Annotated in this window: 20 protein-coding genes; 15 read left to right on the top strand and 5 right to left on the bottom strand. The window is 64.6% G+C overall.

Annotated features, from left to right (window positions below; genetic code table 11):
- Nucleotides 1-113: 113 nt before the first annotated feature.
- From KMZ29_RS25990 to KMZ29_RS25955, 8 genes are all read left to right on the top strand, one after another.
- Nucleotides 114-1,313, top strand: coding sequence for an ABC transporter substrate-binding protein (locus tag KMZ29_RS25990; RefSeq protein ID WP_215621833.1), 1,200 nt, complete (start codon nucleotides 114-116; stop codon nucleotides 1,311-1,313).
- A gap of 242 nt (nucleotides 1,314-1,555) precedes the next feature.
- Nucleotides 1,556-2,446, top strand: a complete 891-nt coding sequence (locus tag KMZ29_RS25985; protein ID WP_215621832.1) for a branched-chain amino acid ABC transporter permease — start codon at nucleotides 1,556-1,558, stop codon at nucleotides 2,444-2,446.
- A 9-nt stretch (nucleotides 2,447-2,455) separates the two neighbouring features.
- Nucleotides 2,456-3,385, top strand: coding sequence for a branched-chain amino acid ABC transporter permease (locus KMZ29_RS25980; RefSeq protein ID WP_215621831.1), 930 nt, complete (start codon nucleotides 2,456-2,458; stop codon nucleotides 3,383-3,385).
- Nucleotides 3,360-4,109 (top strand): ABC transporter ATP-binding protein, encoded by a 750-nt coding sequence (locus KMZ29_RS25975; protein ID WP_215621830.1) that lies wholly within the window; start codon nucleotides 3,360-3,362, stop codon nucleotides 4,107-4,109. The genes KMZ29_RS25980 and KMZ29_RS25975 overlap by 26 nt, the downstream gene beginning before the upstream one ends.
- A gap of 8 nt (nucleotides 4,110-4,117) precedes the next feature.
- A complete protein-coding gene (locus tag KMZ29_RS25970; RefSeq protein ID WP_215624420.1) occupies nucleotides 4,118-4,837 on the top strand; it encodes an ABC transporter ATP-binding protein in 720 nt (239 codons plus the stop codon).
- Between the two features lie 16 nt (nucleotides 4,838-4,853).
- A complete protein-coding gene (locus KMZ29_RS25965) occupies nucleotides 4,854-5,768 on the top strand; it encodes a branched-chain amino acid ABC transporter permease (protein ID WP_215621829.1) in 915 nt (304 codons plus the stop codon).
- Nucleotides 5,753-6,694 (top strand): branched-chain amino acid ABC transporter permease, encoded by a 942-nt coding sequence (locus KMZ29_RS25960; protein WP_215621828.1) that lies wholly within the window; start codon nucleotides 5,753-5,755, stop codon nucleotides 6,692-6,694. Before KMZ29_RS25965 ends, KMZ29_RS25960 begins: the two co-directional genes overlap by 16 nt.
- Nucleotides 6,691-7,077, top strand: coding sequence for a FixH family protein (locus KMZ29_RS25955; RefSeq protein WP_215621827.1), 387 nt, complete (start codon nucleotides 6,691-6,693; stop codon nucleotides 7,075-7,077). The genes KMZ29_RS25960 and KMZ29_RS25955 overlap by 4 nt, the downstream gene beginning before the upstream one ends.
- 3 nt (nucleotides 7,078-7,080) lie before the next feature.
- Here the strand turns inward: KMZ29_RS25955 and KMZ29_RS25950 are convergent, their stop codons facing one another.
- From KMZ29_RS25950 to KMZ29_RS25940, 3 genes are read right to left on the bottom strand one after another with little or no spacing between them, the layout of a single operon-like run.
- A complete protein-coding gene (locus tag KMZ29_RS25950; protein WP_215621826.1) occupies nucleotides 7,081-8,640 on the bottom strand; it encodes a DHA2 family efflux MFS transporter permease subunit in 1,560 nt (519 codons plus the stop codon).
- Between the two features lie 6 nt (nucleotides 8,641-8,646).
- Complete coding sequence (locus KMZ29_RS25945; protein ID WP_215621825.1) at nucleotides 8,647-9,813, bottom strand: HlyD family secretion protein; 1,167 nt, start codon at nucleotides 9,811-9,813, stop codon at nucleotides 8,647-8,649.
- Nucleotides 9,806-10,288 (bottom strand): MarR family winged helix-turn-helix transcriptional regulator, encoded by a 483-nt coding sequence (locus KMZ29_RS25940; protein ID WP_215621824.1) that lies wholly within the window; start codon nucleotides 10,286-10,288, stop codon nucleotides 9,806-9,808. The genes KMZ29_RS25945 and KMZ29_RS25940 overlap by 8 nt, the downstream gene beginning before the upstream one ends.
- A 236-nt stretch (nucleotides 10,289-10,524) precedes the next feature.
- Here KMZ29_RS25940 and KMZ29_RS25935 point away from each other — a divergent pair, with 236 nt between their 5' ends.
- The 3 genes from KMZ29_RS25935 (at nucleotide 10,525) to ispG (ending at nucleotide 13,586) form a co-directional block, all read left to right on the top strand.
- Nucleotides 10,525-11,010, top strand: coding sequence for a Fur family transcriptional regulator (locus KMZ29_RS25935; RefSeq protein ID WP_215613816.1), 486 nt, complete (start codon nucleotides 10,525-10,527; stop codon nucleotides 11,008-11,010).
- Nucleotides 11,011-11,047: 37 nt separating this feature from the next.
- Entirely contained in the window at nucleotides 11,048-11,989 is a 942-nt protein-coding gene (locus KMZ29_RS25930) for a DMT family transporter (protein ID WP_215621823.1), read from the top strand.
- Between the two features lie 310 nt (nucleotides 11,990-12,299).
- Nucleotides 12,300-13,586 carry a flavodoxin-dependent (E)-4-hydroxy-3-methylbut-2-enyl-diphosphate synthase gene (gene ispG, locus KMZ29_RS25925; RefSeq protein WP_215621822.1) on the top strand — a complete coding sequence of 429 codons (1,287 nt, stop codon included), beginning with the start codon at nucleotides 12,300-12,302 and terminating at the stop codon, nucleotides 13,584-13,586.
- Nucleotides 13,587-13,740: 154 nt separating this feature from the next.
- On the opposite strand, the gene KMZ29_RS25920 is transcribed toward ispG, so the two are convergent.
- Entirely contained in the window at nucleotides 13,741-14,115 is a 375-nt protein-coding gene (locus tag KMZ29_RS25920; RefSeq protein WP_215604029.1) for a nuclear transport factor 2 family protein, read from the bottom strand.
- 481 nt (nucleotides 14,116-14,596) lie between these two features.
- On the opposite strand from KMZ29_RS25920, the gene KMZ29_RS25915 reads away from it, so the two are divergent.
- Entirely contained in the window at nucleotides 14,597-16,369 is a 1,773-nt protein-coding gene (locus KMZ29_RS25915) for a caspase family protein (RefSeq protein WP_215621821.1), read from the top strand.
- 31 nt (nucleotides 16,370-16,400) lie between these two features.
- Here the strand turns inward: KMZ29_RS25915 and KMZ29_RS25910 are convergent, their stop codons facing one another.
- Nucleotides 16,401-17,324, bottom strand: coding sequence for a polyprenyl synthetase family protein (locus KMZ29_RS25910; protein ID WP_215621820.1), 924 nt, complete (start codon nucleotides 17,322-17,324; stop codon nucleotides 16,401-16,403).
- A 242-nt stretch (nucleotides 17,325-17,566) separates the two neighbouring features.
- Between KMZ29_RS25910 and mtgA the strand changes: the two genes are divergently transcribed.
- The 3 genes from mtgA (at nucleotide 17,567) to KMZ29_RS25895 (ending at nucleotide 19,351) form a co-directional block, all read left to right on the top strand.
- Entirely contained in the window at nucleotides 17,567-18,244 is a 678-nt protein-coding gene (gene mtgA, locus KMZ29_RS25905; protein ID WP_215621819.1) for a monofunctional biosynthetic peptidoglycan transglycosylase, read from the top strand.
- A 147-nt stretch (nucleotides 18,245-18,391) separates the two neighbouring features.
- The gene (rpmF, locus tag KMZ29_RS25900; protein ID WP_027540899.1) at nucleotides 18,392-18,577 is read left to right on the top strand and encodes a 50S ribosomal protein L32; all 186 of its coding nucleotides are present in this window, start codon (nucleotides 18,392-18,394) and stop codon (nucleotides 18,575-18,577) included.
- 147 nt (nucleotides 18,578-18,724) lie between these two features.
- The gene (locus tag KMZ29_RS25895) at nucleotides 18,725-19,351 is read left to right on the top strand and encodes a hypothetical protein (RefSeq protein ID WP_215624419.1); all 627 of its coding nucleotides are present in this window, start codon (nucleotides 18,725-18,727) and stop codon (nucleotides 19,349-19,351) included.
- Nucleotides 19,352-19,358 lie beyond the last annotated feature (7 nt).

The raw sequence follows: 19,358 nt of genomic DNA, 5'->3' as shown, positions 1-19,358 counted from the left end.
TCATGGTATTGCGATGCAACGATAATCTCGCATTACAACCGGGCGCCAAGTCCCGGATAACTGCAGATATCGCCGGCCCATTGATGCGGTCGCCGATCGGGAGGGAGATTGTCATGATCAAGAAATCGCTGACTCTATTTGCGACTCTGGGCGCCATTGCCGGATTCGTCGTTACTTCACCTGCCGTAGCTCAGGAGCGTTCGGTCAAGATAGCCGGGTTCGGTGCCAAGTCGGGTGTCGTGCGCGTCTTTGGCATCAACAGCGAAGCGGCGCTGAAGGCGGCGCTCGAGCAAATCAATAATGCCGGCGGCGTTACGCTCGGCGACGGCGCCAAGGGCAAGATCGCCCTCGAATACTACGATGATCGCTGCAATGCCGAAGAAGGCATCTCCGTCGTGCGCCGCATCGCCTCCACGGAAGCGATCATTGCCGTCGGGCCGACTTGCTCGAATGTCGCCGAATCGCTGTTCGGCATCCTGCAGAAGAAAGTCGGCGACAGCTCGGACTCCGGACTTCAGTTCCCGATCATTGCCGACGTCGCGGCGAAGGGCGGCCTTGCCAAGATTTCGGAATGGGCCTTCCGCAACGTGCCGAGCGAGTTCGAGATGTACAAGTCGCTGTTTGCCTGGGTGAAGACGCAGTACCCTGACCTCAAGACGATCTACGGCGGCGTGGAAAAGGATTTCGCGCATTCCAACGCGACCTTCGGCGTCATCAAGGCGCAGGCTGAAGCCAGCGGGCTGCAGTTGCTGGGGCAGGGCGAGTGGCTCCTGAACGACACGACGTTCTCGACCCAGGTGCGCGAGATGAAGCGCGCCAACCCGGACGTGGTGGCGATTTCAGCCCATCCGTTCACGACATGCGGCGTGCTCAAGGAAATGCAGCGCCAGGGCGTCAAGCCGAAGCTGCTGATCGGCCTCACCTCGTCGTCGTCGATCGAAACGCTGCAGGGTTGCGGAGTACAGGCCGAAGGCATCGTGATCCCGACCAGCTTTGCGCCGGTCACCCCGGAAGCCGTCAAGGCCGCCGAGCTGGTTGCGAAGTTCGGCGGCAGCGCCGATCTGCACAGCGCTGCGGCCTACGAGATCGGCTTCATCCTGAAGAACGTGATCGAATCCCAGAAGGTCATGGGCAAGCCCGACACCGTTGCCGCGGATCGCGAGAAGATGCGTGCCGGGCTCGCGGCATTGAAGGAGACCGACGGCCTGCTCGGCAAGGTCGGCCGTACGGCCGATCGGGAGGCGATCAAGCCGTTCCTGTTCGTCCACGCCAAGGACAGCGCCTGGAAGGTTCTGCACAAGCCGGGATCCTGACCGCTGCAACGCGGGGCGAGTCGGCCTTGGTCCGGCTTGCCCCGCCTGCGGCCTCGACGGGCTATCGATGTGTCGCGGGATCATGATGGTCCGTGGCTAGAGCGTTTCCGAGCGAAGCGGGTACCGGTTCGCGTCAAGAAGAACGCGTCAAGACAAAGGGCTGGAGCCCGGTTCCGATTCAATCAGAACCGATACGGCTCCAGACGCGAATGGCTCGCTTCACCGGCCTGGATCCGTAGTGCATGTCCTACCTCCACTTCATTGATACGCTGCAGTCCATCGCCGATGGCGTGCTGTTCGGCGCGACCTATTCCCTGCTCGGGATCGGTTTCACGCTGGTGTTCGGCGTGATGCACAAGATCAACCTGTCCTACGCCGCAGCGTCGATCGGTGCGGCATACGCCAGCCTGATTGTCCTGTCGGTCGTCAAGGCGCCGGCGATCTTCATCTTCTTGCTGGCCGGCCTCTCCGGCGGCATCATCGGCTTCGTGATCTATGTCGTCTGCTTCCGCTTCATCCCCCAGGCCAATCCGCTCGCCACGCTGATGTCGACGGTCGGTGCGCTGCTGCTGATCGACGAGATCATCGTGCATGCGACGGTCGGCATTCCCGTGCCCTATCCCGCGCTGTTTTCCGACGTGATCATCGATGCCGGTCCCTTCACCCTGCGCGGCGACCTGATGTTCATGTTCGCGCTGGGTTGCCTGTCGATGCTGCTGCTGCTGGCGTTGCTCTACCGCACCAAGATCGGCATCGCGACGCGGGCGGTCGCGCAGCAGCCCGTCGCGGCGCAGTTGTGCGGAATCTCGATCCCGCGTATCAACGGTCTGACCTTCGTCATCACCGGCGTGGTCGGCGGCATCGCCGGCGCCATGATCGGGGCCGCCATCGGCGTGCTGTCGCCGCTGCTGTCGCTGCCGCTGACCACCAAGGGACTGATCGTCACCGTGATCGGCGGACTGGGTTCGATTCCAGGCGCCATCATCGCCGGCCTGCTGGTCGGGGGCTTCGAGAACCTGTTTCAGTACTTCCGCGGCGTCACCGAACGCGACCTCTATGTCATGCTGCTGCTGTTTGTGTTTCTGGTGTTCCGGCCGGGCGGCATTTTCTCCCCCGCCGCCGGGCGGGACTGAGGAGGCCGCATGGATTTTTATCTCGGGCTTGCCCAGATCGTCGGCGTCCACACATTGCTGGGGCTCTCCGCCTATTGCGTTCTGCTGACCGGACAGGTCAGCCTTGCGCAAGCCGGCTTCTTCGCCATCGGCGCCTATGTCGGGGCGATGCTCACGGTGCTGGCCGGCTGGCACATCGTCCCTGCGATCATCGCCGCTTCGTTGGTCGCCGGCGCAACCGCCTGCGCGGTCGGTTTCCCCGCACTGCGCGTCAAAGGCCTGATGCTGGTGGTCGCGACGCTGGCGTTCGGCGAAGCGGTGCGGCTGTTCTTCTTCAACTTCGACTATCAGGTTGCGAAGGGCGACGTGAAGATAGGCCCGGCCGGCGGCGAGGGCTTCCGCCAGATCAGATTCTTCCCGGAGCACGGCTGGTCGACGCTCGACGTTCTGATCTTCATCTGGCTGTTTGTCGCGCTGGTGATGGGCGGGTTGTGGTGGATGGATCGCTCGCGCGCCGGCGCCGTGCTGCGCGCCGTGGGTGAGGACGAGGTCGCCGCCCAGAGCGCCGGAATCAATGTGACGGCAGTCAAGGTGGCGGCGATGACGGTCGGCGGCCTCATTGCCGGTCTCGGCGGCGGAATCTTCGCCCATTACACCGCCCATATCGAGCACGCCCAGTTCGGCGTGGCGCTCGCCACGTTCGCGATCGCCTACCCGATCCTCGGCGGCCTCTCCAGCGTGTTCGGGACCCTGATCGCGGTCGTCTTCGTCCAGGGCTTTCTGGTCGAGGGGCTGCGCTTCCTTGGCGACTGGCGCAACCTGCTGTTCGGAGGCCTCATCCTCTTCGCCATGAATGTCAGGCCGCGCGGACTTATCGATGCGGCGACGATCGCCGCCGTCAAACGCATCTGGACTCGCAACAGGGAGCCGGGCAATGCTCGAACTCAAGGGGCTGAGTAAGCATTTCGGCGGCGTGCGCGCCGTCGATGGTCTCGACCTCGACGTTCAGCCGGGGCAGGTGTTCGGCCTGATCGGTCCGAACGGCTCCGGCAAGTCGACGGTCGTCAATCTCGTCTGCGGCCTGTTTCCAGTCACGGCCGGTCAGGTTCTGTTGCGCAACGAAGACATCACCGGGCTTGCCTCGCATGTGAGGGTTGCGCGCGGGGTTACCCGTACATTCCAGAACATCAGGCTGTTCGGCCAACTCAGCGTCTGGCAGAATTTATGGGTGGCGCAGAACGCGATCGAACATAGGAGCGAAGGCTTCCTGCGCCGGTGGCTTGGCGGCCCCGGCCGCGCGCGCGAGGAAATCGACCGGATCCTCGAATTTTCCGATCTGTCGGGCAAGCGCGACGAACTGGCCGGCAATCTCGCGTTCGGCGAACAGCGCCGCCTCGAACTCGCCCGCGCCATCGTCGCCAAGCCGGCCTTGCTGCTGCTCGACGAGCCGGCCGCCGGAATGAACGCCGAGGAGATCGACCAGCTCGACGCCCGCATTCGCAAGCTGAAGCAGGATGGACTGACGGTGCTGCTGATCGAGCACCACATGGAACTGGTGATGGCGGTGACGGATCGCATTGCGGTTCTCAATTTCGGGCAGAAGATCGCCGAGGGCACGCCGGACGAAGTGCAGGCCAACCGGCTGGTGCAGGAAGCCTATCTCGGCGTGGCGGAGGCGGCGTGATGGAGGCGATGCTCGAAATCGCCGACGTCGTCACGGCTTACGGCAAGATCGAGGCGCTGAAAGGGGTCTCGCTCGGCGCAAGCCAGGGCCGCATCACCTGCCTGCTCGGGCCGAACGGTGCGGGCAAGACGACGCTGATGCTGACGATCGCCGGAGTCCTGAAACCGCGCCGGGGTTCGATCAAGCTCGAGGGGAGCGAACTCGTCGGCCTTTCGCCGGCCCGCATCGTCGGCAGCGGCGTAGCACTGGTCCCCGAGAACCGGCTGGTGTTCCCCCAGATGAGTGTGCGCGAGAACCTCTTGGCGGGCGCCTACCAGCGCAGCGATTCCGGCGAGGTCGCCGCCGATGTCGAGCGGATGTATGCGCGCTTTCCGCGCCTGAAGGAGCGCCGTGAGCAGCTTGCCGGAACGCTGTCCGGCGGCGAGCAGCAGATGCTGGCGGTGGCGCGCGCGCTGATGTCGCGCCCAAGGCTTCTGCTGATGGATGAGCCGTCGCTCGGCCTCGCTCCCATCGTCGTCAAGGAAATCTTCGGCATCATCGCCGAACTGAACCGCGAGGGCGTGACGATCTTCCTGGTCGAGCAAAACGCCCATCTGGCGCTGCAGGTCGCGCACCACTTCTATCTGATGGAGCAGGGTTGCGTGACGTTCTCCGGAAATCCCGGCGAACTGGCGGAGGACGAAGTCATCAAGCGTGCCTATCTCGGCACGCGTCGCTCGGCCGGCTGACCGGATTGGCGCGCCCATGATCCCCTTCATCCAGACCACGCTCGACGGTCTGATGGTCGGTTCCTCGTACGGGCTTCTCGCGCTCGGCTTTGCGTTGATCTTCGGCGTCATGCGCCGGCTCAATCTGAGCTATGGCCCCTCGATCATGGTCGGCGCCTATCTCGGCACGCTCCTCTACATTCAGTTCGGTGCGCCGACCTACGTCGTGGCGATGGTCGCGGTCGCGGGCTCGGTGATGGCCGGCGTCTATGTCGAGCGGCTTTGTTTTGCGCCGCTCGGGCTCGGCGCCGGCGTTGCCTCGATGGTTTCGAGTTTTGCAATCTGGATGCAGCTCGAACAGGCGAGCCTCCTGATGTTGCCGCGTCACAGCTATCCGTTTCCGTCGCTGACCGGCGGCGAACTGCTGTCGCTGGGGCCGTTCACCGTGCGTCCCGACTACCTCATCATGCTCGCCGCGATGCTGGCGATCATGGCTGCCCTCAATCTGCTGCTCTATCGCACCCGGTTCGGGCTCGGGCTGCGCGCGATCGTCGAAAACAGCGTCGCGGCAAGTCTTTCCGGGATCGATGTCCAGCGCACGATGCTCAAGGCCTTTATGCTGGCGTCGGCGATCGGCGGCGTCGCCGGCTTCCTCGTACTGTCGGCCAATCAGCAGGTCACGGCGATGCTCGGGATGTGGGCGACGCTGAAGGGGCTGATCGCCATGATGATCGGCGGGCTCGGCTCGATCCCCGGGGCGATTGTCGGCGGCCTCGTTCTCGGAGTGATCGAGGTTCACAGCCAGGGTCTGTTCGGGCCGCAGGTTCGCGATCTCGCCGCCTATGGCGTGCTGTTCGTCCTGCTGGTGTTGCGTCCAGGCGGAATCCTCGGCACCACGGCGATCCACGGCAGCATGGGCCGGCGCGGAGGTGATCGATGGACGACCACCTGATCGGCATCCTCTCCAATATCGGCGTGATCTCCTTCGTCGCGCTGTCGGCCTATCTGCTGCTGCTGACCGGGGAAATCTCCTTCGGTCAGCAGGCCTTCTTCGCCATCGGCGCCTACACGGCCGGCATCGTCACGGCGATGGCGCAGTTGCCGTTCTGGCTCGGCCTCGGCGCGGGCGCAGCAGCGGGTGCCGCCGCCGCCTTGTTCGTCGGGCTGCCGACGCTGAGGCTGCACGGGCTGCAATTCGCCATCGCCACGCTGGCATTTGCGGAGGCCGTGAGGATCCTGTTCGAGCTGTTCCGCTATCAGGTCGTGCGTGACGGCGAAGCGGTGGGGCCGAACGGCACCGAGGGCTTCCGCAACATCCGCTACATCTTCGAGAACGATGTGAGCGCGATGCAGTTCATGCTGATCGTCTACGGTTTGCTCGGCGCGACGCTGTTCGGATTTCTTCTTCTCGAGCGATCGCGGCTCGGCACCGCCTTTCGCATGATCGGGGAGGACGATCTGCTTGCCGCCATGCATGGCGTCCCGGTGATCCGCGTCAAGCTGGTGGCGGCTTGCCTTGCCGGCGCCATCGCGGGTCTCGGCGGCGGGCTCTATGCGCATCTCACGACCTATGTCGAGCCCGCCATCTTCGACGTGATGCTCGGAGTTCACAGCCTGGCATATGGCTTGATCGGCGGCCTCGGCACCGCGTTCGGGCCGCTGCTCGGCGTTGTCATCGACATCGGCCTGCTGGAGTCGACGCGCTGGTTTGCCGGCTATCGCATGATCGTCTTTGGCGGTCTCGTTGCCGTGCTCCTCATCGTCCGCCCGCGCGGGCTGCTCGACGAACGGCTGGTGCACCTGATCCGGCGTATGGTCAGCCGTCGGCCACCGCCGGCGCCCGCCGCCGCCACTATTCTCGGAAAGGAGTCGCCATGATCGCCGCACGGGACTTGCTGCTGTCGATCCTCATCGTGATGGTTTGGTTCGGAACTGGACTGGCGGCCGACGTGAAAGCCAGGGCCGAGGTGAGTTGCTCCGCCGCATCGAAGCCGCTGCAATATGACTGCACCATCAAGCTGTCGGACTCGCGAAGCGGAGCGGCGTTGGGCGGCGTCGATGTCACGGTTGGGGCCGATATGCCGTCGATGCCGATGGCCCACAATGTGAAACCCGTCAAGGCCATCCCCGGCAGCGAGCCGGGGACCTACCGCGCCCGCATCGACCTCGAGATGCACGGCGACTGGGCCGTCAAGGTCGATCTCGCCGGCCCGGTCAGGGACCGCATCGTCAAGTCGATGCGGTTCGAGCCGAAGCGATGAAGTCTACTCGATGACGGCAGGTTCCGGCGCCACCGACTGCTTGCGCAGCGTGGCCTTGCTCGATCCGATCATGATCGTCAGCGGGATCGCGCACAGCGTGAAGATCATCACCATCTGGTAGTCATGGGAAAAGGAGATGATCTGCGCCTGCAGCTTGAGCATGGCGTCCATCATGGCGCGGCCCTTGTCGGTGCCCATGTCGATCATGGCCCGCACGTCCGGCATCTGCATCGCATGGTTGAACGGATTGACGTGCTGCGACAGCAACGCGTAGGTCCGCCGCGATCCTTCGGTCAGTTGTGAGATGACGATGGAAATGCCGATCGAGCTCCCGACGTTTCGCAGCAGGGTCAGCATCGCGGTGCCGTCGGTGCGCAGATGATTGGGCAGCGTCAGGAACGCCACCGTGGAGAGCGGAACGAACACCAGACCGAAGCCGAAGCCCTGGAAGATGCTGATTACCAGGATCTCGTTGACGCCGGTCTGATCGGTCCAGCCAGTCATCCAGAACAGCGACAGGCAGGTAGTGCTGAGGCCGGCGATGATCAGCGTGCGCGCCTCGATATAGCGCATCATCCGGCCGACCAGCATCATGGCGACGAAGGTGCCGAAGCCGCGGCTCGCCAGCAACAGTCCGGCGGTGATGATCGGGTAGCCGATCACGTTCTGCAGGAATGGCGACGCCAGCGCCATGGTCGAGAACAGCACCAGCCCCATGACCGCCATGAACACGCAGCCGCCGACGAAATTCTTGTCCCTGAACAGCGCGAACTGGATGAACGGCCTTGCGGTCGTCAGCGAATGGGCGAAAAAATAGTAGAATCCGACGGCCGAGAGGATGAACTCGGCGATGATCTCGTTGGATTCGGTCCAGCCCAGTTGTTCGCCGCGGTCGAGCGCGATCTGCAGGGACCCGATTCCGACCGCGAGTGCGGTGAATCCGAACCAGTCGAAGCGCAGCTCGCGATCCTTTCGGGTCTCGTCCATGAATACCAAGAGGCCGATCACGGTGAAGATGCCGAACGGCAGGTTGACGAGGAACACCCAGTGCCAGGAATAGGTTTCGGTCAGCCACGCTCCCAATGAGGGTCCCATGATCGGGCCCATCATCACGCCCATGCCCCAGATCGCCATCGCCTTGGCGCGCTCGTGCAGCGCGTAGGAGTCGAGCATCACCGCCTGCGACAGCGGCACCAGCGCGGCGCCGAACACGCCCTGCAGCAGCCGGAACAGCACCATCTGGTTGATGTCCTGGGCGGCGCCGCACAGCACCGACGCGATCGTGAAGCCGCCGGAGCAGATGATGAAAACGCGCTTGCGGCCGAAGCGATTGGCGATCCAGCCCACCGGCGCGGTCATGATCGCCGCCGCCACGATATAGGAGGTCAGCACCCAGTTGATCTGGTCCTGCGACGTCGACAGGCTGCCCTGCATGTAGGGCAGCGCGACGTTGGCGATGGTGGTGTCCAGCGCCTGCATGATGGTCGCCGTCATCGCGCAGATCGTCACCATGGTCCGGCGCAGGCCGGGCACGGCGACGGGGGCTGCGGCGGAGGTCGGCATGACCGGTCAGTCCTCCTTCGACGCCGCTGCCGGCGCGAAGCCGAACAATGCCGCGAGCGACCGGCGATGCTGGGTGTCGATGGTGGCGTAGACGCTCATGCCGGCCTTCAGCCTGCGGACAAATTTGTCATTGGAGTCGAAATAGATCCGCACCGGCACGCGCTGCACCACCTTGACGAAGTTGCCGCTGGCGTTCTGCGGCGGCAGGATCGCGAATTGCGCGCCGGTGCCGGGTGAGAGCGAGCCGACCGTGCCCTTGAAGACGTGGTTGGGGAAGGCGTCGACCTCGAGGGTGACGGACTGGCCGACCGCGACATGGGTGAAGTCCGATTCCTTCGGATTGGCGTCGACCCACGGGTTCGCCGTATCGATCACGGAGAACACCGGCGTGCCGGCGATGACGAAGCGGCCGAGCTGGATCTGCTCGACCTGCGTCGCGATGCCGTTCATCGGCGCCCGCACCGTGGTCAAATCGAGGTTGCGCTGGGCGTCGTCGAGCACGGCCCTGGCCTGCATCCAGGCCGGAAACTGCTCGAGCGGCAGCTCGGGGTCGCCGAGCAGCTGGTTGAGGGCGTTCGACCGCTGCTGCGTGACGATCTGGCGCTGGGCCTGTGCGGTGACCAATGCGGTGGCGCTGTTGTCGAGATCGAGCTGCGATCCGGCATTGCTCTTGACCAGCGAATGCTTGCGCTCGACGTCCTTCTGCTTGAGGGCGATGCCGGCGTTCACCAGTTCGATGGTCTGCGAATAGAGCTTCACATTGGCGACCAGGTTGTCGTGGCTGGTCTTGGCGTCGTCGAGCTTGGCGCGCGCCTGCGCCAGCGCCAGCCGGAACGGCACCGGATCGATCTGGAACATGACGTCGCCGGTCGAGACCTGCTGGCCCTCCTTCACCGCGACGCTGACGATCTTGCCGGCAACGTCGGGCGTGATCAGTACCTTCTGCGCGCCGACATAGGCGTCGTCGGTGGTGACGTAGCGGCCGCCGTTGAGATAGAAGGTGATCCCGGCGACCAGCGCCACCAGCGGCACGACCACGAGCAGCAGCACGCGGCGGTAACGCCGCATCCCGGCCATCAGGCGGCGGCGCGGCTCCGCGGCGATTTTGATCCGGGGTTTCGCGGGCGGCGCGCCCTTCTGTTCGGGCGGGAATTTGAGGACCGGATCAGCCATAGCGCTGCTCCTTCCCCGGCGGTTCACTGGCCGGATTCTGGATCGCGTTGCGCACGTTTTCCTTGATGGTCTCGAGCTGCGCGAGCAGGCGGTGGGCATCGGCCGGATTGATGCCTTCGAGCGCGGTCGCCGTCAGTTCGGAGCGCAGCCCGGCGAGCTTGCCGAGCAGCGGACGCGCCGCCTTGCGCAGATAGAGGCGGTTGACGCGGCGGTCGGTCTCGTCGCCGCGGCGTTCGATCCAGCCGTTGTCGCAGAGCTTGTCGATCAGCCGCGTCAGCGTGATCGGCTGCATTTCCATCTGTTCGGCGAGTTCCGACTGCTTCAGCCCCTCGGTGCGCTCGACCTTGGCCAGCACCGCCCATTGCGCGCGGGTGATGCCGTAGCGCGCCGCCTGCTTGTCGGCATAGGCGCGCACCATTCGCTGCACTTCGCCGAGCGTGAACAGGAAGTTCATATCCACGGAACCGTGGGGCATCGGCGGTATCTCCATAAGCTAGCGATATAATAAGCTAGCTTATGAATGGGGTATTTCAAGTTAACAAGTCAAAATGACATGGCTGATGGCAGGAAGGCTGCCCCGCCGGCGGCACATGGCTCGGGCGGGGATTTCGAAACCGGGGCCGAAGTGCTAGACGATGTTGCGGCGCAATCCGCCCGCACGACGCTGAAACGATAGGCGAAATCGAGCAACCGCGTTAAACGGTCGTCCCCATGACAGCCCTCAAGCCGACCTTTCCCTCGCCCGATCACGATCACGACCGCTGCGCCGCGGAGGCGATCGACCATGCCGAACGGGTCTGCCAGCTGAGGGCGCAGAAATTCACGCCGATCCGCCGCCAGGTGCTGCAGGCGCTGCTGTCGAGCCACCGGCCGCTCGGCGCCTATGAGGTGATCGACGAACTCGCCAAATCGATGCCGCGGCCGGCGCCGATCACGGTGTACCGCGCGCTCGATTTCCTGATGGAGAACGGTCTCGTCCACCGCATCGAAAGCCGCAACGCCTATCTCGCCTGCGCCCACGACCATGACACCGCGGCGATGGTGGCGTTCCTGATCTGCGACGCCTGCGGTTCGGTCGGCGAAATTCCGGCCGCGCCGGTGGCGCAAAGCCTCAACGCCGCGGCGCGCGCGTCCGGCTTTGCGCCAAAGCTATCCGTCGTCGAAATAACAGGCACCTGCGCTCACTGCCAGAAATAAATAATCAACACGGCGCCAAAGCCGGTCACGAGGATACATGTCGTCCAAGCAAGTGAACCCATCGGCCGGGCGTCCGCTCAGTCCGGGCGCCGTGGCGCTGATGCTGATGCTGTGCCTGAGCTGGGGTTTCAACCAGATCGCGGTCAAGCTGGCGTTGCCGGACATTCCGCCGATGCTGCAGGCGCTGATCCGCTCCCTGGGCGCGTTGCCGGTGCTGTTTCTGATTGCGCGCCTGCGCGGCGTGAAGATGTTCGAACGCGACGGCACGCTCTGGCCGGGCTTGTCCGCGGGCATCATCTTCGGGATCGAATTCGTGCTGATCTATCGCGGGCTGTTGCTGACGTCGGCGTCGCGCGCCGTGGTGTTTCTTTATACCGCGCCGTTTTTCGTGGCGCTCGGCTCCTATGTGTTTCTCGGCGAGCGGCTGCGCGCTTCGCAATGGGGCGGTCTGGCATTGAGTTTCGCCGGCGTCGCGCTCGCGATCGGCGTGCCCCAGGCCAATGTCGATGCCGGCGTGCTGCTCGGCGATCTCCTGATCGTCGCCGGTGGCGCATTGTGGGCGGCCACCACGCTGATCGTGAAGACAACCGCATTGCTCAGGGCTCCCGCCGAAAAGGGCTTGGGATATCAGGTGGCGCTTTCGATCCCGATTCTCTCGCTTGCGGCATGGATATCAGGGGAAACCATCACCCGGATGCCCGGCCCGCTGGCGCTCTCGCTGATGGTCTATCAGTCGGTCTGGGTGGTCGGACTGACGTTCCTGCTGTGGTTCGCGCTGGTCAAAACCTATTCCGCCAGCAAGCTGTCGGCGTTCACCTTCATCACGCCCTTGTTCGGGGTGGTCGCCAGCTATTTCATCATGCACGACACCCTGACACTGGCCTTCGGCGCCGCCGCGCTGCTGGTGATCGCCGGGCTTTATCTGGTGAACAGGCCGGAAGCCGCACGGGCGGAAATCGCGCCGGATCCCAATGTGTGACGGGGTGATGGCTGGGACACTGAAAGTTCGTCAGCGCCGGGCTTGACCCCCGGGACAAACGCGAAGCGTTTGCCCGGCGATCATGCTCAAACAAGGAGATCCGGGCTTTGCCCTTTAATCCCCGGATTCCGGCCCGATATACCGGTCGCGACGGCGCGGCCTCCGGGCCTTGCTTTTCGCCCCTATGGCCGGAATAAGCCATTGAACCAAAAAGAGAAAAATTCCGCCTGAGATGAGGCGCCGGCACCTGCCGCTGCCCCTTTTTCGGCCCCCTTGGTGAATGTCACCAAAACCTGATATTCGAGACGCCATGAACAAGCCCGAAAAACAGCTTCCGAGCGACGTCGCCGGCCCCAGGGCCCGGCACGAAACCACCCAGGTCATGGTCGGCAATGTCGCCGTCGGCGGGGGCGCGCCGATCGTGGTGCAGTCGATGACCAACACCGACACCGCCGATGTCGATGGCACCATCGCGCAGGTGGCGGCATTGTCGCGCGCCGGTTCGGAACTGGTGCGCATCACGGTCGACCGTGAAGAGGCCGCTGCCGCCGTGCCGCATATCCGCGACGGCTTGCGCAAGCGCGGCATCACCACGCCGCTGATCGGCGATTTCCATTACATCGGCCACAAGCTGCTCGCCGAACATCCGGCCTGCGCCGAGGCGCTCGACAAATACCGCATCAATCCCGGCAATGTCGGCTTCAAGAACAAGCGCGACACGCAGTTTGCCGACATCATCGAGATCGCCAACAAGAACGACAAGCCGGTGCGGATCGGCGCCAATTGGGGCTCGCTCGATCAGGAGCTGCTGACCAAGCTGATGGACGAAAACGCGCTGATCGCAGCACCTAGGGACGTCCGCGCGGTCACCCGCGAGGCCATGGTACAGTCGGCGCTGCTGTCGGCGGCGCGGGCGCAAGAGCTCGGCATGCCCAAGAACAAGATGATCCTGTCGGCGAAGGTTTCCGCCGTGCAGGATCTGATCGCGGTCTACCAGACGCTGGCCTCGCGCTCGGACTACGCCATCCATCTCGGCCTCACCGAGGCCGGCATGGGATCGAAGGGTATCGTGGCTTCCTCCGCGGCGCTCGGCATCCTCCTGCAGGACGGCATCGGCGACACCATCCGGATTTCGCTGACGCCCGAGCCCGGCGGCGATCGCACGCTGGAAGTCCAGGTCGCGCAGGAACTGCTGCAGACCATGGGTTTCCGCACCTTCGTGCCGCTGGTCGCGGCGTGTCCCGGCTGCGGCCGCACCACCTCGACCACGTTCCAGGAACTGGCGCGCTCGATCCAGGATTTCATCCGCGAGGAAATGCCGGGCTGGAAGACGCAATATCCCGGCGTCGAGACGCTCAACGTCGCGGTCATGGGCTGCATCGTCAACGGCCCCGGCGAATCCAAGCACGCCAATATCGGCATCTCCTTGCCCGGCACCGGCGAGGCGCCGGCCGCACCCGTGTTCGTCGACGGCAAGAAATTCCGCACCTTGCGCGGCCCCACCATCGCCGCCGACTTCAAGGCGCTGGTGATCGACTATATCGACCAGCGCTACGGCGCGGGCGCGAAGGCGCCCGCGGAGACGGCGGCGGAGTAAAGCACCCGTAGCCCGGATGGAGCGCCAGCGAAATCCGGGGCAGTCTCGCATCTCTATGTGCTATCCGAAGCAATAACAGATCCTCATCCTGCTTCTCCGGCGCTCGCGCGGCAGCGGAAAGCCGGCCGAGGCGAATGTGCGTGCCTGAGCGGCTCTAATCGCGCAGATCGTAGCGATAGGATTTCGAGACGATCTGCCAGCCGTCGTTGAGCTTCATCGCCACCAGATAGTCGGTGAAATAGCGCGGCGGCAACTGGCAGCGCACCTTGATGAAGGCGGTCGAATCGTCGGAGCGGTCGATGGTCACGATGAAATCCTCGCGCGGCTTGCCTTCTGCCTTCGCCGACGGCCGTTTGCGCACGCGATCGAGCCAGTCGGGCACGGTAAGGACCTGCAACTCGCCCTTTTCCAGCCAGCGCAGGTCGGCGGAAGGGTGGAAGATCGCGCCAAGCTTGTCGGCGCTGCCTTCGTAGAGACCGTCGAAATACTGCTGGACCACGGCTTCGACGCTGGAACGGTCATGACTCACGGTGGGTGCTCCCTTTGCTGATTATAGTCATTCCGGGATGCGCGCAGCGCAGACCCGGAATCCAGAAATTATGAGATTCCGGGTTCGCGCGCTCTGCGCGCGCCCCGGAATGACGGCGGTATTGATGCAGGTCACCACCGCATATGCCGGACGTTTCCATCTCGATAACGACATCGTGAGCATCCGCGCAGGATCGGGGAACTGCATCGGTTCCAGTTCGCGTTCGCCCGGCAAACACCACGCCGCGCATCGCCTGCTCCGTTTGTACTTGCTTGTGGGTCGATATTGGACGGAAAAACGTGATTGGCAAAGGGCGAACCGATAGCGATCTGGCGGCACTAATGACAAGCAGTTCCGTCACTTGTCCTCGCCTCGGCCGCCGGTGCCGGTCGGCATCCGCAGCGTGATCTGGCTCACAAGGGCCGGGGCAGGCTTCTGGTAGGGATGCTTAGCTGTGCTAGTATGGCTGTAGGGTGTCGCGATGAATTCGCCTGGATATTCAAGATTGCGCCGGTTTTTCCTCGCCGCAGCATTGCTGCTGGTGTGCCAGCCGGCTTTCGCCGAAAAGCGCGTCGCGCTGGTGCTCGGCAATTCGGCCTATCAAAACGCGGCGCGGCTGACCAATCCGGTCAATGACGGCGCCACCATCGCGGCCACGCTGAAGGCCGCCGGTTTCGAAGTCGTCGATTCCCGCCATGACCTGCCGGCAGCCGAGACGCGCCGGGCGCTGCGCGATTTCGCCGACCGTGCGCGCGATTCCGACATTGCAGTGGTCTATTACGCCGGCCACGGCCTGGAAGTGGACGGCACCAATTACCTGATCCCGGTGGATGCGAAACTGGAGCGCGACACCGACGTCTTCGACGAGGCGCTTTCGCTGGACCGCGTGCTGGTGGCGATCGAACCCGCCAAGCGGTTGCGGCTGGTGATCCTCGACGCCTGCCGGGACAATCCGTTTTCACGCAACATGAAACGCACCGTGGCATCGCGCGCGATCGGGCAGGGGCTCGCCAAGATCGAGCCGACCAGCCCGAACATGCTGATCGCCTATTCGGCCAAGGCCGGCTCGACGGCGGCGGATGGCGACGGCAAGAACAGCCCGTTCACGATGGCGCTGGCCAAGCACCTGACGACGCCGGGGCTCGATGTGCGCCGCGCCTTCGGTTTCATTCGCGACGATGTGCTGAAGAATACCAGCAACCGGCAGGAGCCGTTTGTCTATGGCTCGCTCGGCGGCGAAGACGTGCCGCTGGTGCCGGCCAAGCCCGTCGCCGCCCCGGCTCCCGTGCCCAATCCGCAGGCGGAAGCGCGCCGGGATTACGAACTGGCGCTGCAGATCGGCAACAAGGACGCGCTGAACGCCTTCCTGGTGCAATATCCTGAAGGTTTCTACGCCAGCCTCGCCAGGATCCAGCTCGCCAAGTTTGCAGCGGAAGAAGCCCGCGTCGCCGCCACCGAGAAGGCGCGGCTGGCCGAACAGGAGCGGGCGCGGCTGGCCGCCGAGGGCGCGCAAAAGACTCAGCAGGTCAAGGCCGAGGCGGACGCCAAAGCGGCCGAGCAGGCCAGGATCGCCGCCGAAAAAGCCAAGCAGGTTGCGCAGGAGCAGGCCGCCGAGGCCGAGCGCAACCGTGCCGCCACCGAAAAAACTGCAGGGACCCCGCCGGCGGCCGAAAAGGCGCAAGCCGACAAGGGGACGAACCTCGCCTCGCTCAACGCCGGACCGGCGTCAGCCGACCTGACAAAATCCGTGCAGACCGAACTGCGCCGTGTCGGCTGTCTCACCGCTACGGCCGACGGTGATTGGAACGCGGCGTCGCAACGTTCGATGGCGCTGTTCAACCGCTATGCCCGAACCAAATTCGACGTCAAGCTCGCAAGCCTCGATGCGCTCGATGCGATCAAGCTGAAGTCGTCGCGGGTTTGTCCGCTGGTCTGCGAACATGGCTTTAAGGCCGACGGCGACCGCTGCAGCAAGATCGCTTGCGCGGAGGGCTCGTTCCTCAACGACGACAACGAATGCGAGAAGCGGCGCGCGAACAAGCCGGCGGCGAGACGCGACGACACCGAGCGTCCGCTGCGCGCAGCGCCTCGTCCGGAAGCCAGCGCTGCCAAGCCGCGATCCTCCAGCGGGCAGGTCGTATGCGACAGCGTCGGCTGCCGTCCGGTCGCGTCCGGTTGCCACATCGAGTTCCGGACCACCGCGCAGGGCGGCCCTTATGAAGGCGGCGGCGGTAACGTGCAGATTTGCCGCTGAACGTCCTTCCGGGACGCGCGTCTTCGCGTGGTCAGCTCTTGCGGTCGGCGACGAATCGCGCCGCCGCACGCAGCACGTCGCCCTTGGCGCCGAAGATCGAAAGCGCGGAGTCGGCCTTGGCCAGGAGATCGCGCACGCGCTGCTTGGCGCCGTCGATCCCGAGCTGGGTGACGAAGGTGGTCTTGCCCAGTGCCGCATCCTGTCCGGTCTGCTTGCCGAGCGCGGCCGCGTCGCCCTCGACGTCGAGCAGATCGTCGGCGATCTGGAACGCCTCGCCCAGCGCGCGGCCGTAATCGTCAAGCGCCTGGTATTGCGCTGGCGTGGACTGGCCGAGGATCGCGCCGGCGATGCAGCCGTAGCGCAACAGCGCGCCGGTCTTCATCTGCTGCAGCCGCGCGACGTCGACCGGCTCGCGGTCGCCGAACCGGCCTTCGCCGGCGAGGTCGAGCATCTGGCCGCCGACCATGCCGCCGATTCCCGACGCCCGCGCCAGCGCGCGGGTGAGCAGCAGGCGCACGGTCGGGTCGTTGTGGAGTTCGTCGCGGGTGATGATGTCGAAGGCGAGCGTCAATAGCCCGTCGCCGGCCAGGATCGCGGTGGCGTCATCGGTCTTCTTGTGCAGCGTCGGCCGGCCGCGGCGCAGATCGCTGTTGTCCATCGCCGGGAGATCGTCGTGGATCAGCGAATAGCAGTGGATGCATTCGAGCGCGGCGCCGGCCAATAGCGCCGCCTCGCGCGGGACGCCGAACACGGCCGAACTCTCGACCACCAGGAACGGCCGCAAGCGTTTGCCGCCGCCGAGGGTGGAATAGCGCATGGCCTCCATCAGCCGCTTCGGTCGCGCGATTTCGTCGGGCAGGAGCGTGTCGGATAACAGCTTCGCCAGCAGAGCTTCGGTATCCTCCGCGGTCTGGTCCAGTCGTTTCGCAAAGTCGGTGGCAGTGGCGGTCGTCATCAAGGAAGCTCCGGGGAATAGTCTTACGTCGATTTGGCCGGACAATCGTTGATGGCACCGGCTTCGTCAATTCCACCGGCGGGGTCGCGGCGCCTTAATAGCGCTGGAAAAACCGGGATTTATCATTGAGATATGCTCAATACCGGCCCCTTCGCCGCCCTTTGCCCTAACCCCTGGCGTATTCTGCTCACAAGACCGGTATTCACTTTTGCGGAATACGCGCTGAACCAGAAACCTCAGATTTGCGCATTGCCCGAAATCTGTTGCTGATCGTGCTGGCCGTTTTGTTGCTGCCGTACCTGCTGGCGCCGTTCTATCGCGCCGGCCATCCGGTCTCGACGCTGATGGCCTGGCGCTGGGTCAGAGGTGCGCCGGTGTCGCGGCAATGGATCGATTTCAGGGCGATTTCGTCGGCGCTGCCGCGCTCGGTGGTGGCCTCCGAGGACGCCAAATTCTGCAGCCATCGCGGCGTCGACTGGGACGCGCTACGCGACGTGATCGACGACGCTGAGGACGGCGAGGTGGCGCGCGGCGGCTCGACCATCACCCAGCAGGTGACGAAAAACCTGTTCCTGTGGCCGGGCCGCAGCGTGGTCCGCAAGGCTCTGGAGGTCCCGCTGGCGATGTGGATTGATCTGGTGCTGCCGAAGCAGCGAATCTTGGAGATTTACCTCAACATCGCCGAATGGGGGCCGTCCGGCCGGTTCGGGGCCGAGGCAGGGGCTGCCTACGCCTTCGGCCATTCCGCCTCCAGCCTGTCGCCACGCGAAGCCGCGCTTTTGGCGGCGATCCTGCCCAATCCCATCAGGCGCAGCGCCCGCAATCCCGGCCCAGGCGTCCGCCGTCTGGCCTGGACCTATGTGGCCCGGGCGCAGGCCCCCGCCCTGCAGCGATGCTGGAGCGAAAATCGCGCTTTTTGAGCCAATTGGGCGTATTTTGAACCTAGCTTTGGCGCACCCCTTCCTCTATAAGCGCGGCCTTATCGGCATTTCAGCTCGTGGCCCAAAAGCGCTTGAGCGGTCCGCCCACGGACGATGCCTCCGACAACACCCCTAGAGGACACCGACATGGCCGTTCCCCGTAGAAAAACATCGCCCTCGCGGCGTGGCATGCGCCGCTCGGCGGACGCGCTGAAGAAGCCGACCTATGCCGAGGACAAGGATTCCGGTGAATTGCGCCGTCCGCACCACCTCGACCTGAAGACCGGCATGTACAAGGGCCGGCAGGTGCTGAAGGCCAAGAAGGAATCCTGACCGGGGCGGCAGGCGGCAGGCCGAGATGGTCCTGCCTGCCTGAATTCGGCCAACGCGTGAGGTGAGACGATTTCCTGCGGCGGACCGGGCGGTCCGCCTGAAAGCGCCTTGATTTTCTTGCCTGGAAAGAAGGCCTCGCCGATGTCGATGATCGGTTTTCCGCTTCTTCTGATTCCGCTCGCGATCTACAATATCATCGTCTTCCTGATGCCCGGCGTTTCCTTCGCCGATCCGGTTCTGAAGCTGACGCTGATATCCGACGTCGATTGGCCGGTGAACCTCAGCGATATGCTGCTGGCTCTCAGCGTCTTGATGCTCATGTTCGAGGTCATCAAGGGCGCGCGCCCGGGCGCGAAATATCTCACCGATCATTTGTTGTCGCTGGTCGTGTTCGGCGCCGCGGCCGCCGAGTTCTTGCTGTGGCCGAAATTCGGTACCTCGACCTATTTCCTGCTGACGCTGCTCGCGCTGGTGGATTTCCTGTCGGGCATTGCGCTGCGGGCGCGGCGCGGGACGCAGCTGGCGTCAGCTCCCGCGGTCTCGCGGCGGGGCGCGCGAAACGCCGAAACGGCTGCGCCCGAACCTCACTTCGAACCTCAGTCTGCACCGGCCCCTTCAGCGCCGGCGCCGGCCGCCGAATCCGTGCCCCTCGATCGCGCCGAACCGAAAATCGTGCATCCGGAGGTCGCTGCGCACACGCCCCCGCCGGCGGTCACGTCTCCGGGATTGCAGCCGGGCGACGGTTCGCACCCGTCGCCGGACGCGCCGCGCTAACTCCCGG

Source organism: Bradyrhizobium sediminis (assembly GCF_018736085.1).
GTDB lineage: Bacteria > Pseudomonadota > Alphaproteobacteria > Rhizobiales > Xanthobacteraceae > Bradyrhizobium > Bradyrhizobium sediminis.
This window is presented reverse-complemented; position numbering and strand designations above follow the sequence as displayed.

Bases quoted from the DNA above. Each gene is read 5' to 3' on its own strand.
- rpmF (WP_027540899.1), top strand. From the start codon at position 18,392: ATGGCCGTTCCCCGTAGAAAAACATCGCCCTCGCGGCGTGGCATGCGC.
- KMZ29_RS25960 (WP_215621828.1), top strand. From the start codon at position 5,753: ATGGACGACCACCTGATCGGCATCCTCTCCAATATCGGCGTGATCTCC.
- KMZ29_RS25935 (WP_215613816.1), top strand. From the start codon at position 10,525: ATGACAGCCCTCAAGCCGACCTTTCCCTCGCCCGATCACGATCACGAC.
- ispG (WP_215621822.1), top strand. From the start codon at position 12,300: ATGAACAAGCCCGAAAAACAGCTTCCGAGCGACGTCGCCGGCCCCAGG.
- KMZ29_RS25950 (WP_215621826.1), bottom strand. From the start codon at position 8,640: ATGCCGACCTCCGCCGCAGCCCCCGTCGCCGTGCCCGGCCTGCGCCGG.
- KMZ29_RS25965 (WP_215621829.1), top strand. From the start codon at position 4,854: ATGATCCCCTTCATCCAGACCACGCTCGACGGTCTGATGGTCGGTTCC.
- KMZ29_RS25945 (WP_215621825.1), bottom strand. From the start codon at position 9,813: ATGGCTGATCCGGTCCTCAAATTCCCGCCCGAACAGAAGGGCGCGCCG.
- KMZ29_RS25990 (WP_215621833.1), top strand. From the start codon at position 114: ATGATCAAGAAATCGCTGACTCTATTTGCGACTCTGGGCGCCATTGCC.
- KMZ29_RS25985 (WP_215621832.1), top strand. From the start codon at position 1,556: ATGTCCTACCTCCACTTCATTGATACGCTGCAGTCCATCGCCGATGGC.
- KMZ29_RS25975 (WP_215621830.1), top strand. From the start codon at position 3,360: ATGCTCGAACTCAAGGGGCTGAGTAAGCATTTCGGCGGCGTGCGCGCC.
- KMZ29_RS25970 (WP_215624420.1), top strand. From the start codon at position 4,118: ATGCTCGAAATCGCCGACGTCGTCACGGCTTACGGCAAGATCGAGGCG.
- KMZ29_RS25930 (WP_215621823.1), top strand. From the start codon at position 11,048: ATGTCGTCCAAGCAAGTGAACCCATCGGCCGGGCGTCCGCTCAGTCCG.
- KMZ29_RS25980 (WP_215621831.1), top strand. From the start codon at position 2,456: ATGGATTTTTATCTCGGGCTTGCCCAGATCGTCGGCGTCCACACATTG.
- KMZ29_RS25955 (WP_215621827.1), top strand. From the start codon at position 6,691: ATGATCGCCGCACGGGACTTGCTGCTGTCGATCCTCATCGTGATGGTT.
- KMZ29_RS25910 (WP_215621820.1), bottom strand. From the start codon at position 17,324: ATGACGACCGCCACTGCCACCGACTTTGCGAAACGACTGGACCAGACC.
- KMZ29_RS25915 (WP_215621821.1), top strand. From the start codon at position 14,597: ATGAATTCGCCTGGATATTCAAGATTGCGCCGGTTTTTCCTCGCCGCA.
- KMZ29_RS25895 (WP_215624419.1), top strand. From the start codon at position 18,725: ATGATCGGTTTTCCGCTTCTTCTGATTCCGCTCGCGATCTACAATATC.
- KMZ29_RS25940 (WP_215621824.1), bottom strand. From the start codon at position 10,288: ATGCCCCACGGTTCCGTGGATATGAACTTCCTGTTCACGCTCGGCGAA.